This is a genomic window from Methanocalculus alkaliphilus (assembly GCF_024170505.1).
Classification (GTDB): domain Archaea; phylum Halobacteriota; class Methanomicrobia; order Methanomicrobiales; family Methanocorpusculaceae; genus Methanocalculus; species Methanocalculus alkaliphilus.
In genome coordinates, this window is sequence record NZ_JALJYG010000018.1 from 1 (window position 1) to 18,019 (window position 18,019).

Consider the following 18,019-nt stretch of genomic DNA (forward strand, 5'->3'; position numbering starts at 1 on the left):
GGCGGTTGTAACCTATTTTTTTTTGCAAATTTGGGTTTGTTGTAGGGTTTTCAACCCTCAAGTGATCGTTGTTGGGGGGGTTAATCGAAAAACTCGTCAGTTCAGCGACGAGGTTCATCTCAGGGGGGTTGTCATTCCCGGTGAGATCAACAAAAACATACCTGATGATCGTATCTGTATCCGGATTCTCGATGACATACTCCTCACCGGTCTCAAGGACTGTCGCAATGATCCTGCTTATCTCCTCCTCAGGTATGTACGATGGGTTTTCAATTTCACCTCCCAGATAATGGAAAACCCGGATTGATGTCAGATATGGATTATTCTCAAGAATTGTTTCCACGGCTTCCTGATAGAGGAGGGCAGATCGCATCTCTTCGATATCATCATTTATGTAGCCGATCTCAAGAATGTACTGATGATCCGGGGTTGGATGATAGGCATATTTACGTAACTGGCCGGTCTGGATATCAGGAATAACCCTGTCAGAGACGAAACGACTACCCATCCGGATACTGGTCAGCCGTTTCATAAAATTGGGCTGGAGAGAGAAATCCAGCAGATGATCGGGTGGATAGGTCGTGTATTCAATGATACCCTTCTCGTTGATGATATAGAGTTCATAGCCTTCACCAAACATCTCTTGTAATAGTTCGAGATCGATCTCTGCAGGGTTGCTATTACTCTCCTCATATGCTCTGAGAAATATCGCCATCTCTCCCCAAAGGCGATAGTCAAGGGACTGATCAAAGAGCCGGAGCCCCTGGTCAGTAAGGATCAGAGACTGGATAAGGCTATACTCTGTATTCTCCTTCAGAACCCGGGTATGTTCCTCAAGGGTATTTTTTGAAGCATGATAATTGAGGTTCAGGATGAATCCTGTTATCAGCAGAATGATGACGATAATGATGCCAAACAGAAGCCATCGAAATGAAATACCCCTCTCAATTATACCTGTCACCACCATGTACCCTGGTATCTCCCGGGAGTAGAACAAAGAAATGATGGATGGATAAATAAATATAACTATTTATACTGATTGGTAAAATTTATATGTTAATTCTTTTTAAATATATACCATCCTGTCATCGTCGCATCCAGAACCTCGGGCTTGTTCTTCTTTGTAAGGAGACTGACGATGATCATCGCAAGGAGTGCGAGTGTCACCGAGTAGAGGCTGAAGTGGACCGGTAGTTTGTCGATGAATTGATGGTAGTATCCAAAGACACCAGATCCGATCAGTCCAAGGCTCATTGAGGCGAGAGCCCCTTTTGTCGTCGCCCCCCGCCAGTACAGACCTGCCAGAATCGGGACTGCGAAGGTTGAGAGCATCACCCCGATACCCATCCAGATCAACCAGGCAAGCATCTCAGGCGGGTTGATCGCAAGAAGAAGCGAGATACCGGCGGCGAGGAAGACAGATATCTTAGAAATCCGCAGGACCTTCGCATCCGGTGCATCAGGATGAAGGATGTTTTTGTATATATCCCATGAAAACATCGTTCCGATGGTGAGCATCAGACGATCGGTCGTCGACATCACCGCTGCAAGGACGATGACGGCAAAGATACCCCATACAAAGACGTTTGGAGCTGCAAACTCAACACCATACATAAACGCAAAGTCCTGCGCGTTTACAGCATCAGGAAGGACGAGCGTCCCTTCCTCTACAAGGACGCGGACGGCAAATCCAGCAAATTTCACAAGGAACATGACAACCAGGTAGACGAGGAACGCAATGAGCGGAGCCCATTTGAAGTATGTCGTCTCCCGTGCAGCAAGGACATTATTGATGACATGCGGAGCACAGGCAAGACCCACAGTGAGAAGAAGCCCGAATGAGAGGAGGAACTCCGGTGTTGCAAAGGCATACGGGGCATAGACGGGCGAGGGGAACCAGGGCTGGACGAAATTTGGATCGATACCCGCAAGAACCTGGTTGATATGCGTCAGGCCGCCGGCTTTTGCTATCAGGAATGGGGTAATCCCGATGACACCTGCGATCAGCAGACCCCCCTGGAGGAGCGTCGTCCATGAGACGGCATAAAGACCCCCGACGACGGTATAGGCGGTAATGATAATACCCGATATGATCAGGGCCTGCCAGTGCTCAATACCAAAGAGCCAGACCAGAACGATACTGATCGCGGTATACTGGCCGACGAGGTAGATGAGAGAGACGGTGATTCCTGCAATCGCAGATAAGCCACGCAACTCCCGTGCACTCTCAAAGCGGTGTGCAAAGTAATCCTCAAGGGTGAGATAGCCGTTCTCCCGGCCGACCCGGTGAAGCTTCACCCCGAAGATGGTGATACAGAAGGCAGCAGCAAGCGGGACAGCAATCTGTTCCCAGATCCCCGGCCATCCTGAGGAATAGCCAAACCCGGATACCCCGACAAGAGTCATACCACTGCAGATAGATGCAACCATCAGGATGGTAAATACCCAGAATCCAAGCGATCGGCCGGCAAGGATGTAATCCTCGGTATTATTGATCTTGCGGGAGGCCCATCCTCCAATCCCGATGAGCACGATACAGTACAAAATGATGATACCGACGGTTATAGGATCAGCCATGATCAGTCACCCTCCGGAAATCGAAGTCCCCATATGATAAGCAGGATGATGATGATGAGCACGACACCACCGACGGTATAGACGGTAAGTTCAGGCAGTCCGAATAACATATCATGCTAATGTGTGACATGGTAACATATAACATGCTCGATCTGATTCAACAGATAAAGCGGAAAACGAAAGATAAAAAGAGGGATCAGTCCCCGGCTGAGGTCTTTGCCCCGCGGAGGACGGCGATCGTTCCTGTACGAATCAGCTCCTTGACCCCGTACTGCCTGAGAAGTGTTTCAAGAGCATCAATCTTGTCGGGATCGCCAACGACCTGAAGGACGAGGGTCTTTGCCCCGACATCGATGATCTGCGCCCTGAAGATATCTGCAATCTGCATCACCTCGGCCCGGGTCGTCCCCGGGCTCGCAGCAACCTTGATGAGTGCCAGCTCCCGCCTGACATGCTCCCGATAGGTGATGTCTGAGACCTTGATGACATCGATGAGTTTATTCAACTGTTTTTTGACCTGCTCGATGACGGTATCATCACCCCTGACGGTGATGGTGATCCGGCTCATCTCAGGCTGCTCACAGGTACCGACGGCAAGGCTCTCTATGTTGAACCCACGCCGTGAGAACATCCCGGAGACCCTGGAGAGGACACCGGCACGGTTCTCAACAAGGATTGAGAGGGTATGGATCTTCATTTCTGCTGGCCTCCAATCATCTCATTGATGGCAGCACCTGCCGGAACCATCGGGAAGACATTCTCTTCACGGGCGATCCTGAAATCAAGAACATATGCACCATCGGTGTCGATGGCGGTCGTCAGTGCCTCTCTCACCCCGTCTGCCGAGTCGACCCGCATCCCGTCGATACCATAGGCACGTGCGATTCCGACGAAGTCGATCTCAGGCAGTTCCGTATACGAATACCTCCGGTCATAGAAGAGCTCCTGCCATTGCCGGACCATACCGAGGTACATGTTATTCAAAATAACAATCTTGACCGGGATATCATACTGGGCAACCGTTCCAAGCTCCTGAATATTCATCTGGATGCTGCCATCGCCTGCGATATCAAAGACCGGGAGATCCGGACGTGCGAAATGGGCACCGATTGCGGCAGGGAAGCCATAGCCCATCGTTCCAAGACCTCCGGAGGTGATCCAGGTCCTTGGATGTTTGAAACAGAAGTGCTGGGCGGTCCACATCTGGTTCTGACCGACCTCGGAGACGATGATCCCCTCTCCATCCAGGAGGTCGGAGAGGGTACGTATGATCATCTGCGGCCTGAGGAGCCCGTCATCCGGAACGGACATCGGATAGGTCACCTTCCAATGATTGTATTTTTCATCCCAGGCCGCCCTCTGCTTCTTCTGCGGGAGGCGATCGATGAGGCATGTCAGGATAGAGCGGCAGTCTCCGACGATCGGCACATCGACCTTCTTATTCTTCCCGATCTCCGCCGGGTCGATATCAATATGGATGACGCCTGCATTTGGAGCAAATGACTCGATCCTTCCGGTGACCCGATCATCGAATCGTGCACCGATTGCGATGAGGAGATCAGACTCGGTGATCGCGTAATTGGCAGAGCGGGTACCGTGCATCCCGAGCATGCCGAGATTGAGCGGATGATCGCATGGGAGGGAACCGATCCCCATCAGGGTCGTCGTCACCGGAATACCGGTCATCTCGGAAAACCTGATCAGCTCAGCCGATGCATCGGAGGCGATGACACCACCACCGGCATAGATGATCGGCCGCTCTGCCTCTGCAATGAGAGAGAGTGCCTTCTCGATCTGCCGGAGATGGCCCTTCAGGGTCGGATTATACCCTCTCCGGATAATCTCCTCAGGAGGTCCGGGCTCAGGCGCCTGGTTCGTCAGGACATCTTTTGGGATGTCAATCAGGACGGGGCCCTGTCGTCCGGTTCCGGCGATATGAAATGCCTCTCTGACGATGCCGTTGAGATCCTCAACACGTTTGACAAGATAATTGTGTTTGGTCACCGGCATCGTGATACCGGTGATATCAGACTCCTGGAAGGCATCATTCCCGAGCATGGAGGTTGGCACCTGCCCGGTGAGTGCAACCACCGGAACAGAGTCCATATATGCTGTTGCAATACCTGTAACGAGGTTGCAGGCCCCTGGACCTGATGTTGCAAGGCATACCCCTGTCCTACCGGAGGCTCGTGCGTACCCGTCAGCCGCATGTGCAGCCGCCTGTTCATGCCGGACCAGGATATGCCGGAGGGGGGAGTCATAGAGCTCGTCATAGAGGGGGAGCACTACGCCGCCGGGGTATCCAAAGATGGTCGTCACTCCCTGCTGTATCAGTCCTTCAACCAGTAATTTTGCCCCGGTCTTCATCTCTCTTCCTCAATAACCTGTTCATTCCTGATATCATGGCCTCCACAGACGCCATGACAATATCTGTCCGTGCGCCGCGGGAGGTAATCAATTCTCCGTCCTTGCGTAATGTGACGGTCACATCGACAAGGGCATCAGTTCCGCCATAGATGGCATCGACATGATACTCCTCAAGGGTGATATCACCCACATCCTGCACAGCCTTCCGAAGTGCCATTATGACCGCGTCAACAGGGCCTGCACCGGTCGATGCCTGCGTGATCTCATCGCCGTTGACAAGGAGGGTCACTGAGGCCGTCGGCATGACACTGTTTCCTGAGACTGTCGTGTACTGTTTCATCCTGATGACAGGAGTACAGGAGATGTCAAGGACCGCCTCGGCGATGGCATGGAGATCCGAGTCGGTCACCCGTTTGCCATCATCGCCAAGTTTCTTGACCCGTGCGACGATCTCCTGGAGCTGTCTCGGCTCGGTGATGTACCCCATCTCGGAGAGGGCCGCTTCAACTGACGCACTCCCTGAGTGTTTTCCAAGCAGAATCCGACGCTTCCTCCCGACCATCTCAGGGCTGATAGGCTCATAGGTCGCCGAGTCACGAAGGATACCATGCGCATGGATGCCACTCTCATGAGTAAATGCCATCTCACCAACGATCGATTTGTTCGTGGGGAGCGGAACCCGGGTCATCCGTGAGACGAGGGTGGAGAGATGATAGATCTTCTCAGTATTGATCCCGGTATCGAGACCATACAGCACCTCAAGCGACATCACAAGATCCTCCAGGGGAGTATTGCCTGCCCGCTCTCCAAGACCGTTTACCGTGACATGCGCACATGTCGCCCCGGCCTTCAGTCCGGCAAGCGTCGTTGCAAGCCCCATTCCAAGGTCATTATGGCAATGGATGGAGAGGGGGGCGATACAGTACTGCGGTAAGAGCTCCATGGCCCGCTCCGGTGTGAGCACACCAACGGTATCACAGAAGCAGAGGCGGTCTGCACCCCGATCAACGCCACCTGAATAAAGATCCAGAAGATATGCCGGGTCAGCCCGTGATGCATCCTCCCCCGAGAGCTCAACGATCAGACCGCGATCCTTTGCATATTCAACAGAATCCCATGCCATCTTCGTGACATACTCACGATCCTTCCTCAGCTTCTTCTCGATATGAAGATCAGAGACAGGGATGACGAGATGTACGGAATCTGCACCATAATCTGCGGCATAGTCTATATCAAGCTTCACTCCGCGAACGAATGTACAGATCTCTGCCTTCAGACCTGCATCCGATATGAGCCGGAGAGACTCTCGTTCACCATCAGATGCCGCGGCAGAGCCGACCTCGATGACATCAACACCGATGTCAGAGAGGAGTGTTGCAATACTCAGCTTATCTTCAGGCTTGAGCGATACCCCTGGTGTCTGTTCACCATCACGCAGGGTCGTATCCAAAATACGTGGCCGATTAACAAATAAAGCAATCCCTCATAGTGGAAAGCACCAATTACACTTTGGGGCTGAGATTATTTAATAGGTGATGTCTGCACAGCAGAATAAAAAGAAGAGAGTATTCCCGCTTATGCAGGGACACTGTCATAGATTATTGTAAGATACCGTGCCGAGAAGATGGCAAATGCCGGAGCAAGGATGAAGAGAAGGAACAAGCCAAGAACCGGGATGATACCAAGGACGAACTGAACGACAGTGATGACAACTGCAAGAATGAGCAGTGCGATGATATACTCGACCCAGCCGATCTTTCCGATGTGGCCGAAGATGGCACTGAAGTTGAATGCCTCCCCAATCGATCCGGTGCGTGCAAACCGAATCCATCCAAAGGGCATAATCAGTCCGATGATGATAAAAACGATCATAACAGCGAGGAGGCCAATCATTGCCCCTCCTGCCATTGCAGCATTTGGGGTTCCCATTGCCATACCTGTAAGTGCTGCACCGACCCCGAAGATCAGGGCGACAATGAAGACAGGTATGACGTAGATGATATTGATTATCAGGAGCTTGATCCCATCGATGAAGAGACCTCCCCAGTCCTCAAGCTCCGGGGCAGGACCCTCGGCCCTGTATACCCTGACAATATATCCGTACAGAAGAGGGAAGATGATGGTCGAGACGATAAGAAGAATCCATTTCATCCACTTACCAACCAGCCCTTCCTTCACATACTCAAAAGAGTCACCTAGCATTTGACCATATTCCATAATGACCACCTCTGTGGTACGCAGATTTGTAAACTTCTTTGTATTTATATTTTCCCCATATAATCTTCATAGAATGAGGTATTTCCTCGAACAAAAAGATAAGAAGGGAAGATATCGAGATCAGGGTTAAAATAAATAATTAAATTAAAATATAAGAGTTTCAGATGGTTTTCTGATCAGCCTTCCCATGCAGATAGATCCCACGTATATATCGGGCATGGAAGATTGAGACTGCAGGCGATATGGCAAAGCTCAGAACCATCGTGAAAATGTAAAAGAACGGAATAATGAAGCCGATGAATGAGAGAATCTGAATTGCAACACTGATCCCTGCCATAATGACAAAGAGGATGAGGAGTGCAAGGATATACTCTATCCACCCGATAGAGCGGATGATTGCAAGAATCTTACTGAAATGGAACGCCTCACCAATGCGGCCGCTCCGTGCAAATGATACGAGTGCCATGGGGAGGATGAGCGTATAGGCGATCAGGTAGATGATCAGGGCAAGCAACAAACCGGCAGTAGCCAGACCTGGTGTGAAGGCGACTGATGATGAGAAGACGGGGCCATCAAATGAGAGAGCACTTGCCACAGTCGCTATGGTGAGAATGATCGCCGGAACTCCATAGATGATCTGAATCAGAAAGAGTTTCAGACCATCGACGAAGAGGCTCAGGTACCCCTCCACCTCTGGTGCCATGTCGTTACCCTGCATCACCCGGACGGTATATCCATAGAGGATTGGGAAGATCAATGTCCCGATGATGAGGATGAACCAGCGACGCCAGTGGCCGATGAGGCCATCTTTTGCATAATAAAAAGAAGAGGTTACGATTTTTCCAATATCCATATCATACGATAGGTGTCAAGGATATTTTACATTACCTTTTCAATGCCTGAAGTGTCGGACCCCGGTGAAGACCATCGCCATATTCCGCCTGTTTGCCTCGGCGATCACCTCTGCATCACGGATGGAGCCGCCGGGCTGGACAAGTGCAGTCGCGCCGGCATCGGCGGCAACCTCAAGGGTATCAGGGAACGGCAGGAAGGCATCGGATGCGGCAACAGATCCATTGAGCGGCTTTCGTGCCTTGTCGATGGCAATCTTCGCCGCATCAACCCTGCTCATCTGGCCGGCTCCAATACCGAGTGTCTCTTTCTGGTCAGCAAAGATGATGGTGTTGCTCTTGGTATGCTTGCAGACCCGCCAGGCAAGCCGCATCGCATCAAGTTCAGCAGCCGTCGGCTCCCGTTCGGAGACGACCTGCCAGTGCTCACGGTACGGGGGGGTCCGCAGATAGAGCATCCCGCCGTCGATCGACCGGATCTCATCGGCGAGAGATGGTGCTGGGAGGATGAGTATCCGCATATTCTCCTTCGCCTCCATCATAGCAAGTGCCTCCTCCGAGTACGAGGGGGCGATGACAACCTCAACAAAGGTACTGCAGATCGCTTCTGCCACATCAGCGCCGATCTCCTGGTTCATCGCGATGACCGATCCATATGCTGAGACCGGATCGACGTCGCGGGCCCGGATATATGAGTCAAGGAGCGTCGTTCCCGTAGCAACTCCGCAGGGATTGTTGTGCTTGACGATGACGGTACAGATCTCGTCAAATTCCCGCAGAAGGCCGACGGCGGCATGGACGTCAAGGTAATTGTTATAGGACATCTGCTTGCCCTGCACCGGCACTGCACCGGCGATCCCGGCATCTCCATAGACTGCCGCCTGCTGATGGGGATTTTCACCATACCTGAGCTGACGGCCGCCTGAGAACTGGACGGTGAGTGTCTCAGGGAAGGTGCTGTCGATCCCGGAGAGATGGTTGCTTATCGCGGCGTCATAGGCGGCAGTCCGTGCAAATGCCTTTTTTGCAAGGGAGAAGCGAATCTCATCGGGTATGCCGCCCTGGCCGAGTGCATCCAGGACTCTTCCGTAGTCTGATGGATCCGTAATGACTGCCACATCACGGTAGTTCTTGGCAGCAGCCCGGATCATCGCAGGGCCGCCGATATCGATAAACTCGACGAGTTCGGAGAGGGGGAGATTCTTTGCTGCCATCGCCTCAAACGGATAGAGGTTCACACAGAGGATATCAATCCCGGGGATGTTATGTTGTGCCATGACGGCATCATCGATACCACGCCGTCCGAGGAGGCCGCCATGAATCTTTGGATGGAGCGTCTTGACGCGTCCGTCCATCATCTCAGGGGAGCCGGTGTATGCCGAGACTTCAGTGAAAGGGATACCTGCTTCAGCGAGTGCCTTTCCCGTCCCTCCCGAGCTCAGGATGGTGACACCCCGTGCATGAAGAGACTCGGCAAATGCAATGATACCAGTCTTGTCAAAGACAGAGAGGAGAGCTGTCGTCATACCAGATCTATTGATCCTCACGTATAATAGAAGCACCCATTATCAGATCCGGATCGCTTCCGGAGTATGCGCCTCTTTCATAGGGTGATATCCACAGTGAGAGGAGATAGAAGATATCAGAGGAGGATATGACTTCCGTTGATCGTTAAAACCCCATAAATACCGTCTGGATGCATCCCTCAGCCTGAGGGGGCACTTACATCAGGTAAGGGTTAATATTATATAGAACTACATTGCAATAGGTACTGTAACACGTTGATGTGATCATCTATGGAGGATGAGACAAAGGACAGACAGGAAGGGATTGTTATCGAAGAAGGTACTGAGAGAAACGATCAGGTATCCACTGAGGTTACCAGAGAGGAGTATGACGAGCTCTATGGGAAATACCTCCGTCTTGCTGCTGACTTTGACAATTACAGAAAGCGATCCGCCCGGGACCAGGAACGGATCATTCAGTTCGCAAACGAGAGGTTTGCCCTTGAGATCCTCGATGTCCTCGACAACTTTGAACGGGCACTGAAGGCGGATGACGCCGATCTCAGGGAAGGGCTTGTGCAGATTCATAAGCTCTTCCTCTCCGTCCTGGAACGAAACGGCATCACCCCGATCAGAAGTGAGGACTCCCCCTTTGATCCGGAGAAGCATGAGGCGATAGCATATCTGCCATCTGAGAAGGACGAAGGGGTTGTCCTCGATGAGGTCTGCCGTGGGTACTGTATGCATGACAAAGTAATCCGATGCGCCAAAGTGGCGGTCTCAAAAGGAAATAAACAATAAGGTGAATTATTATGGCGAAAGAAAAAATCCTCGGAATTGATCTTGGAACGACGAACTCATGTATGGCGATCATGGAGGGTGGGGAACCGAAGGTGATCCCAAATTCAGAGGGTGCCCGGACAACCCCCTCCGTTGTTGCATTCTCAAAAGATGGTGAGCGTCTTGTCGGAAGTGTCGCCAAGCGCCAGGCTGTGACAAATCCGGGACGCACAATTGCATCCATTAAGCGGCAGATGGGAACAAATTACACCGTCGCCATCGATGACAAAAAGTACTCTCCACAGGAGATCTCTGCGATGATCCTTCAGAAACTGAAGATTGATGCAGAAGCATATCTTGGAGAGAAGATCACAAAGGCGGTCATTACCGTCCCGGCATACTTCAATGACGCACAGAGGCAGGCGACGAAGGATGCAGGAAGAATCGCAGGACTGGAGGTTCTCAGGATCATCAACGAACCAACAGCCAGCTCCCTTGCCTATGGTCTTGACAAGGAAGGCGAATCGACGATCCTCGTCTATGACCTTGGCGGCGGAACATTTGATGTCTCGATCCTGACCCTCGGCGATGGTGTCTTTGAGGTCCTTGCAACGACCGGGATCAACCACCTCGGCGGCGATGACTTCGATGACCGGATCATCGATTATCTTGTCGATGACTTTAAGAAGAAAGAGGGGATCGATCTCAAAAAGGACCCGGTCGCCCTGCAGCGCCTGAAGGATGCGGCAGAGAGGGCGAAGATCGAACTCTCCACGCTTCAGAAGACGAATATCAACCTCCCCTACATCACATCCACCGACTCGGGTCCGAAGTTCCTCGATATTGACCTGACCCGTGCAAAGTTCGAGCAGCTGATCGGTGATCTCGTCGAGAAGACGGTTGAACCGGTGAAACAGGCGGTCAAGGATGCAGGCATCAATGCAAAGGATCTCAACCATGTCCTCCTCGTCGGCGGATCGACCAGGGTACCCCTCGTCGTCGAGACGGTACGGAAGATCCTTGGAAAGGAGCCGGACAAGGGGATCAACCCCGACGAGTGTGTCGGCCTTGGTGCCGCCATCCAGGGTGCAGTCCTGACCGGTGAGGCAAAGGATGTCGTCCTCCTTGATGTGACACCGCTTACGCTTGGGATCGAGACCCTCGGCAATATCGCAACCGCAGTAATCGAGCGCAACACCACCATCCCGACACGGAAGAGCCAGATCTTCTCCACTGCTGCAGACGGGCAGACGAGTGTCGAGATCCATGTCGTCCAGGGTGAGCGGCAGTTTGCACGCGATAACTTCTCACTCGGCAGGTTCCAGCTGACCGGTATCCCCCCTGCACCACGGGGTATACCACAGATCGAGGTTACGTTTGATATCGATGCCAATGGTATCGTTCATGTCTCAGCCAAGGATCTCGGTTCAGGCAAAGAGCAGTCGATCACCATCCATGGCAAGAAAGATCTTGATAAGGACGAGATCGAGAAGATGGTCAACGACGCCAAACTCTACGAGGAGGAGGACAAGAAGAAGCGTGAGGAGATCGAGATCCGCAACAACGCTGATATGGCTGCATACAGCGCAGAGAAGCTGATCAAAGAGAGCGGAGACAAGATTGAGGAGGCTGACAAAACTGCTATTGAAGAGGCGGTTGCGGGTCTCCGGACAGCACTTGAAGGTGATGATACCGTCGTCATCAAAGAGAAGATGGATGCCCTGCAGGAGGCAGTCTACACAGTCTCAACCAAGCTTTACCAGAAGGCAACTGAAGAGGCTCAGGCAGCCGGTGAGGGGGCAGAACCCGCACAGGACGATACCGTCGTTGATGCCGACTACGAAGTCAAGAAAGAGTGAGTCGGATGGTTGCGGAGAGCTACTATGAAACCCTCGGCGTTCCCAAAAACGCATCGGAGAAGGATATAAAGAAAGCCTACCGCAACCTTGCCCGGAAATATCATCCGGATGTCTGCAAGGATGAGGGTGCAGAGGATCGGTTCAAGAAGATCAATGAGGCATACAGCATCCTCTCCGATACTGAGAAGCGGCGCCAGTATGACCAGCTCGGCCATGAGGCATATACCAATGCCTCAAAAGGCAGTTATAGTGGGGCTGGCGGGGCAGGGTATGGCTTCTCATCAGACTTTGCCGGCTTTGGAGACATATTCGACTCCTTTTTTGGAGGGAGAGGGCAGCGGGGCGGTCCCCAGCGAGGATCTGATCTCCTGATGCGGGTCTCGGTCTCTCTTCGCGATGCGGTCTTTGGAATAGACCGGGACATCAGGGTGATGCATGCCGAGCCATGCCCTGCCTGTGACGGCAGTGGAAGCGCCAACAAGCGGGTGAAGACCTGTGCACGATGCGGAGGGAGCGGTCAGATGCGATCTGTCAGCCAGTCGCTCTTTGGCCAGTTCGTCAGGATGACCACCTGTACAGAATGTGGCGGACGAGGAAAGATTCCTGAGGAGACCTGCACCTCATGTAGCGGAAGTGGCCATACACAGGTTCAGAGGACGGTGACAGTCCATATTCCGGCTGGTGTCGAGACAGGAATGCGCCTGAAGATGGACGGGTACGGCGAGGCAGGCGACTTTGGTGCACCAGCCGGGGATCTCTATATTGAGATACTGGTGGAGCCGGATACACGGTTTGACCGGAAGGGAGATAATCTTGAGACCGGGGTTGAAGTCTCACCGGCACAGGCAGCCCTTGGATCGGAGGTCGAGATCGAGACGATCGACAGCCGGAAGGTAAGCCTGAAGATCCCACCGGGTATCCAGTATGGAACCGCACTCCGAATCCCAGGGGAGGGTGTCCGGCGGCGGGGCAGGCCCGGGGACCTCCTCGTCCGGGTCGTTGTGGTGACCCCAAAGAGCCTCGATGGCGATCTCAGAGAGCTTTATGAGAAGATCCGTGAGATCGAGATTGGAGCAGAGGGGAAGGGATCCACCTCGAAGACGAAGAAGGGCTTCTTTGAGAAGGTAATGGGGCGATGAGCCACCCTTCCGTCGTATTTCTTTTGCGCAGGTATTTCATCTTCCATACCAAAGTATAACCGGGATGAAACTCCTCTTTGAACTCTCTGGTGAACACCCCGGCATTCCCCTCGCTGAGATAGAGTGTCTTGGAACAATTACGGCATCTGCACCGCAGGTTGCAGTGGCAGACTGTCCATGTCCCGGAGAGGTATCCAGGCTTGCCCAGACACATCTTGTCATGGAGTACCTGGGGGAGTGCGAAACGGATCTGATCTCATTTCGATCCCTCCTCTCTGATCTCTCCCTATCTACGGAAAGGTCATTTGCCTGCCGTGTGAAGCGGGTACACCCTTCAGTTCTTCCTGCAGGGAAGGGGGATCTTGAGCGGATGATGGGAGATCTGATCACCGGAGATGTCTCACTGAACAACCCGCAGGAAGAGTATCGTGCCATCTTCTCAGATGGTACATGCTATCTTGGGAGGGTTATTCACCGGATTGAACGCGGCTCCTATGCGTACCGTAATCCGATGAGGCGTCCTTTCTTTCATCCCGGTGTGATGATGCCACTCATGGCCCGTGCCATGGTGAATCTCACCCATGTCAGGCCCGATGAGATATTCTATGATCCATTCTGTGGAACAGGAGGGATTCTTCTCGAAGCAGAACTTATCGGGGCACGGACAGTCGGATCTGATATCGATCCAAAGATGATCGATGGGTTCTGTAATAATATCCGCGATGCGGTGTGTTTCCGTGCTGATACATGCCAGCTCCCGATAGGGGATGGTGCGGTTGATGCTATTGGAACCGATCTCCCGTACGGGCAGTCAACCGCAATCGGTGCATCGAGCCTTGAGCGGCTCTATGATGCCTCGTTATCAGAGATACGACGCGTACTCAGGAGAGGAGGGAGGGCCGTGGTTGTAACCCACCGTGACATCTCATCTGCCGCATCAGAATACTTTGATATCATCCATGCCTTCGACCAACGGGTGCATAAGAGCCTGACCCGACGAATACTGGTACTACAATAAAATAAGGTGATACATATAATTGGAGGAACAAGCGGGTGCTGAACTGGATAGAGGATAACTGCGCCAGATTTGAGCCGAGCCGGGCTCTGGCCATACGGGCCCTCCGCCATCTGAAGAAGGGTGATAACCAGAAGCTCTTCTCAGAGGATATCATGGAGATGCGGACGGTGGAGGGGTACTGGTATGAAGCCCTCATCTATGAACTCCTCCTTGATATTGCAGCGGATACCGAATCGATCAAGAAGATTGTGAAGAAGGGGGCAGATGCCCCCCGGAGGCCGGTTCGCCTGGCACTCGGCCAGAACGGCATCTATTATGCCGAGAAAGGGGATATCCGGGTCAGAGGCAATGGCCAGGATCTCGCCGAGGTGGATCTCCTCCTGATAGATGATAACAACAAGGTCTCGTTCGCCGAGATCGTCACCTCTCCCGCGGATCTCAAGGATCTTGAGGCTGAGATTAAGTACAAAAAGAAGCTCTTCGGCTATCTCTTCAGGCAGGAGACGGTGGAGTTTATCCTCTTCTCATCAGTTGACATCTCAAATACCCAGGTTGTCAAGAGGCTCTGCAGAGAGAAGGAGAATGCTTATGTCGGGACACACAGCTGTGAGGATCTGAAGGCATCGCTCCGCTCCATCCGCCTTGCACCGTTCCCACGAAAAGCAGCCAACAACCCGAAGCTGATCAGTGCACTCTCGCTCAGGGCCCGCCCCTTCGATTACCGATATTTCCATGATATTGCCCTCTCCCGCCTGAATCTGGCTGCTTCCAGGCAGAAGACACCTGAGGAGACGCTTGCGGATCCGGACATCTCACCGCTTGTCAAGAAGATCATCTGTGGTGCACTGATCCCATCTGCGCAGAAGGCTCTTATTCAGGATTATGGGCTCCGGGTGAAGAGTTCTGTCCTCGATTATCATGATCTGATGCAGAACTACTCAAAGGCGGTCCTTGCCGTCGATCTCCCCGAACTCTCACCGGTCATCTACCTCAGACCGAAAAAGAAACGGATGTACTATAAGATGGTGCCTGAGAAGTCCGGGGGGTTCAAGTTTGAACGCCTCACCCCCGGGCGGGTGGGTTTCTATCTCTGGCTTGAGTCGACGAAGCCGTCCGTTGAGACAGGGAGGATGAAGGAGATACTGAGTCTCTGTAATGGGGGGTGATGAAGTACCGATGTGGCGTGGATTCATGAAGGGGAGGTAAAAAGCGGTTCTCAAGAGGCTTTTGCAGGGTTCAAGGAGTGATGGCGAAACTGCCGACTCATCTTATTAAAAATCCGCAAACCTTCATACGCCTTTGATAAACAGATCCGTATGGAACAATATCTTCACAAGCTTTTTTATCATACAGATTCCATAATCTAAACCGGAGAATGTTGTATGCTGGTGCTATTTGAAACTACCTGTGAAGATGGATACTGGTCAGCCTGCGCTATCGGATTTAGTATTTTTACCGATGGAAAAACATTCGAAGAGCTGCTGAAAAACATTGAAGAAGCCGTACTGTTATATTTTGAAGATGAAATAAAGCCTGACGAACAGATCACGATAGAGACCCGGACCATACACCAGGTGCATCACGTTGCCACATCTTCCGGTTGTTAGCAGCACGGATATCATCAGAGTCCTAACAACACTTGGCTATTCTTTTGTCCAACAACGCGGAAGTCACATCAAGATGGCTAAAAAAACCGAACGGGGAAATCATATTATTATCATTCCATTCCGAAAAGAACAACAAAAACGAACATTAAATAGTATCTTCCATGATATCGCAGACCATAACAATATGACGAAACAAGAAATTATTAATTTATTTCTTTAATCAAATATCCTTTTCCTTTTATTCCCTGTCCGGGCGTGTCGATAGACCGTCTGAGCCAGAGTTCGGTGCAGATGATCCGCCAGATCTCCCCCGAATAGGAAGAGCGTCCATCAACAAACTCACGATAGCTTGCAAGCACCTCATCTGCATTCCAGTAGGGGCGTTGGGCGAATGAAGGGGAGGTGAGGATCGCAAGGATGCCGGGCTGCATCGCCCCCCTCATCCAGATCTCCTCGGGTGTTGAGAAGCCCCGTTTATCCATCCGGCATCTGATCGCCTCTGGGAGGAGGCCTTTTGTTGCCTTTCGTAGGATGTACTTTGTTATGCCGTTTCTGATCTTCTGATCCTCGGGAAGGGATGCAAGATATTCGACGATACGATAGTCGAGGAATGGAACCCGGGATTCGATGGAGAAGGCCATTGAGGTTCTGTCTTCCCAATGGAGCATGTACGGGAGATTGGCACGGGTGAGATCGACAAGCAGCGTTTCGCCAAGTGTCCCCTGATATCGGGGCAGGGGATCAGGACGTACATTGCAGATCAGACCACGACGTTTCTTTCTAACCAGAACCTGGTGGAGAGCAGACCAGAAGAAGCTCCTGTGATGGCGGAGAATACCAAATAATTCGGAAAGAGCCAGAAGAGGACGTTTCGCCTGAAGAAGACCACGGATATGCGGAACATGGTAGGCGATATACCCACCGAGCAGCTCATCTGCCCCCTGCCCATCGAGGACGACCTTGACCCGCTTACTTGCTTCACGCATGACACAGTACTGGGAGTAGATGGTGAGACTGGCGAACGGCTCGTCGTTGCTGGAGAGGAGGTGATCGAGATCCTCCCAGATGGTCTCTGTTCCGGGATAGGTTGGATGTGATTTCACCTCTGTATCCTCTGCAATTATATCGATATACTCGCTCTCATCGAACCGTTTGTCAGAGAAGCAGGCAGAGAATGTATTCTGGAGTTTATTTCCTTTTTCCGGGTCCTCTTCATTCAGAATCCTGTTGATCAATACAGTCAGTGTCGATGAGTCAAGACCCCCTGAAAGGCATGTGCCAACCGGTACATCTGATCTGAGATGTACCCTGATCGCATCGGTCATAAGATCGAGGAAACCCCCGGCCGCCTCCTCATCATGTATCTCTCTCGATTGCAATGCAGGGTTCATCGAGAGATTCCAGTATGCCGCCGGTTCCCCGACACCCTCTGCTGTCACTGTCATGGCATGGCCGGGGAGGAGCTGGAAGATACCGTCAAAGAAAGTCTCATCTGTATGATCGGCTAGACTCCATGCAAGAAAATCAGAGAGCCTCGCCTCATTTGGCCGTCTCCCTATTGCGGGGTTCTCCCGCAGTCCCTTAATCTCGGAGGCGAAGAAGAACGATCCATTGTTGACGGCATAATAGAATGGCTTAATCCCGAGGCGGTCCCGCGAGCAGAAGAGCTCTCCTTTCATATTATCCCAGAGTGCAAATGCCCACATTCCATTGAATCGGGAGAGGCACTCCTTGCCCCACGCTGCATATGCATGGAGGATAACCTCGGTATCAGATTCTGAACGGAATATGTATCCGAGATTCTTCAGTTCTTCCCTGAGTTCCTTATAATTATAGATCTCGCCATTATAGACGATCCAGAGGGTCTCTTCGGCATTTGACATTGGTTGATGCCCAGCCCCGGAGAGATCGATGATGGCAAGGCGGCGGTGGGTAAGACCGATACGGTCACTGATATAGATTCCATCACCGTCCGGACCCCTATGGGCGAGGGTTGCGGACATCCGGTGGAGGAGATCAGAGTCGATCTGATCCCCATCTATGACAAACTGCCCTGCAATGCCGCACATCTGATATATCTACGATTTTGATAGGTAAAA

15 protein-coding genes and 1 pseudogene are annotated in these 18,019 nt (G+C 52.1%); 7 read left to right on the forward strand and 9 right to left on the reverse strand.

Annotated features, from left to right (window positions below):
* The 8 genes and pseudogenes from J2T58_RS10020 to purH form a co-directional block, all read right to left on the reverse strand.
* Window positions 1–967: pseudogene (locus J2T58_RS10020) on the reverse strand (hypothetical protein); the annotation flags it as partial.
* An 89-nt stretch (window positions 968–1,056) separates the two neighbouring features.
* Entirely contained in the window at window positions 1,057–2,577 is a 1,521-nt protein-coding gene (locus tag J2T58_RS10025; protein ID WP_253489535.1) for a sodium:solute symporter family protein, read from the reverse strand.
* A 196-nt stretch (window positions 2,578–2,773) separates the two neighbouring features.
* Window positions 2,774–3,274 (reverse strand): acetolactate synthase small subunit, encoded by a 501-nt coding sequence (ilvN, locus tag J2T58_RS10030; RefSeq protein ID WP_253489538.1) that lies wholly within the window; start codon window positions 3,272–3,274, stop codon window positions 2,774–2,776.
* Window positions 3,271–4,944, reverse strand: a complete 1,674-nt coding sequence (gene ilvB, locus J2T58_RS10035; RefSeq protein WP_253489541.1) for a biosynthetic-type acetolactate synthase large subunit — start codon at window positions 4,942–4,944, stop codon at window positions 3,271–3,273. Before ilvB ends, ilvN begins: the two co-directional genes overlap by 4 nt.
* Window positions 4,916–6,394 (reverse strand): 2-isopropylmalate synthase, encoded by a 1,479-nt coding sequence (locus J2T58_RS10040; protein ID WP_253489544.1) that lies wholly within the window; start codon window positions 6,392–6,394, stop codon window positions 4,916–4,918. Before J2T58_RS10040 ends, ilvB begins: the two co-directional genes overlap by 29 nt.
* 125 nt (window positions 6,395–6,519) lie before the next feature.
* Window positions 6,520–7,161, reverse strand: coding sequence for a DUF4013 domain-containing protein (locus tag J2T58_RS10045; RefSeq protein WP_253489547.1), 642 nt, complete (start codon window positions 7,159–7,161; stop codon window positions 6,520–6,522).
* Between the two features lie 160 nt (window positions 7,162–7,321).
* On the reverse strand, window positions 7,322–8,014 hold the full coding sequence (locus J2T58_RS10050) for a DUF4013 domain-containing protein (protein ID WP_253489549.1): 693 nt from the start codon (window positions 8,012–8,014) through the stop codon (window positions 7,322–7,324).
* A 39-nt stretch (window positions 8,015–8,053) separates the two neighbouring features.
* Entirely contained in the window at window positions 8,054–9,538 is a 1,485-nt protein-coding gene (gene purH / locus J2T58_RS10055; RefSeq protein WP_253489552.1) for a bifunctional phosphoribosylaminoimidazolecarboxamide formyltransferase/IMP cyclohydrolase, read from the reverse strand.
* Window positions 9,539–9,808: 270 nt separating this feature from the next.
* On the opposite strand from purH, the gene J2T58_RS10060 reads away from it, so the two are divergent.
* From J2T58_RS10060 to J2T58_RS11250, 7 genes are all read left to right on the forward strand, one after another.
* Window positions 9,809–10,318 carry a nucleotide exchange factor GrpE gene (locus J2T58_RS10060; RefSeq protein WP_253489555.1) on the forward strand — a complete coding sequence of 170 codons (510 nt, stop codon included), beginning with the start codon at window positions 9,809–9,811 and terminating at the stop codon, window positions 10,316–10,318.
* 11 nt (window positions 10,319–10,329) lie between these two features.
* A complete protein-coding gene (gene dnaK, locus J2T58_RS10065; protein ID WP_253489558.1) occupies window positions 10,330–12,156 on the forward strand; it encodes a molecular chaperone DnaK in 1,827 nt (608 codons plus the stop codon).
* A gap of 5 nt (window positions 12,157–12,161) precedes the next feature.
* Window positions 12,162–13,295, forward strand: a complete 1,134-nt coding sequence (gene dnaJ / locus J2T58_RS10070) for a molecular chaperone DnaJ (protein WP_253489560.1) — start codon at window positions 12,162–12,164, stop codon at window positions 13,293–13,295.
* A 64-nt stretch (window positions 13,296–13,359) separates the two neighbouring features.
* A complete protein-coding gene (locus tag J2T58_RS10075; RefSeq protein ID WP_253489562.1) occupies window positions 13,360–14,313 on the forward strand; it encodes a methyltransferase domain-containing protein in 954 nt (317 codons plus the stop codon).
* Between the two features lie 35 nt (window positions 14,314–14,348).
* Window positions 14,349–15,479, forward strand: a complete 1,131-nt coding sequence (locus J2T58_RS10080) for a hypothetical protein (protein ID WP_253489563.1) — start codon at window positions 14,349–14,351, stop codon at window positions 15,477–15,479.
* Between the two features lie 216 nt (window positions 15,480–15,695).
* Window positions 15,696–15,920, forward strand: a complete 225-nt coding sequence (locus tag J2T58_RS10085) for a type II toxin-antitoxin system HicB family antitoxin (RefSeq protein WP_253489564.1) — start codon at window positions 15,696–15,698, stop codon at window positions 15,918–15,920.
* Window positions 15,898–16,140 (forward strand): type II toxin-antitoxin system HicA family toxin, encoded by a 243-nt coding sequence (locus tag J2T58_RS11250; RefSeq protein WP_366518468.1) that lies wholly within the window; start codon window positions 15,898–15,900, stop codon window positions 16,138–16,140. The genes J2T58_RS10085 and J2T58_RS11250 overlap by 23 nt, the downstream gene beginning before the upstream one ends.
* Here J2T58_RS11250 and asnB read toward each other — a convergent pair.
* Window positions 16,124–17,989: an asparagine synthase (glutamine-hydrolyzing) gene (asnB, locus tag J2T58_RS10090; protein ID WP_253489565.1), complete on the reverse strand. Its 1,866-nt coding sequence runs from the start codon at window positions 17,987–17,989 to the stop codon at window positions 16,124–16,126. The two genes, J2T58_RS11250 and asnB, sit on opposite strands and share 17 nt — an antisense overlap.
* Between the last annotated feature and the right edge of the window lie 30 nt (window positions 17,990–18,019).

Excerpts from the sequence above, each read along its gene's own strand:
- J2T58_RS10085 (WP_253489564.1), top strand. The coding sequence starts at position 15,696 with ATGCTGGTGCTATTTGAAACTACCTGTGAAGATGGATACTGGTCAGCC.
- J2T58_RS10050 (WP_253489549.1), bottom strand. The coding sequence starts at position 8,014 with ATGGATATTGGAAAAATCGTAACCTCTTCTTTTTATTATGCAAAAGAT.
- purH (WP_253489552.1), bottom strand. The coding sequence starts at position 9,538 with ATGACGACAGCTCTCCTCTCTGTCTTTGACAAGACTGGTATCATTGCA.
- ilvB (WP_253489541.1), bottom strand. The coding sequence starts at position 4,944 with ATGAAGACCGGGGCAAAATTACTGGTTGAAGGACTGATACAGCAGGGA.
- J2T58_RS10075 (WP_253489562.1), top strand. The coding sequence starts at position 13,360 with ATGAAACTCCTCTTTGAACTCTCTGGTGAACACCCCGGCATTCCCCTC.
- dnaJ (WP_253489560.1), top strand. The coding sequence starts at position 12,162 with ATGGTTGCGGAGAGCTACTATGAAACCCTCGGCGTTCCCAAAAACGCA.
- dnaK (WP_253489558.1), top strand. The coding sequence starts at position 10,330 with ATGGCGAAAGAAAAAATCCTCGGAATTGATCTTGGAACGACGAACTCA.
- asnB (WP_253489565.1), bottom strand. The coding sequence starts at position 17,989 with ATGTGCGGCATTGCAGGGCAGTTTGTCATAGATGGGGATCAGATCGAC.
- ilvN (WP_253489538.1), bottom strand. The coding sequence starts at position 3,274 with ATGAAGATCCATACCCTCTCAATCCTTGTTGAGAACCGTGCCGGTGTC.
- J2T58_RS10045 (WP_253489547.1), bottom strand. The coding sequence starts at position 7,161 with ATGGAATATGGTCAAATGCTAGGTGACTCTTTTGAGTATGTGAAGGAA.
- J2T58_RS10025 (WP_253489535.1), bottom strand. The coding sequence starts at position 2,577 with ATGGCTGATCCTATAACCGTCGGTATCATCATTTTGTACTGTATCGTG.
- J2T58_RS10060 (WP_253489555.1), top strand. The coding sequence starts at position 9,809 with ATGGAGGATGAGACAAAGGACAGACAGGAAGGGATTGTTATCGAAGAA.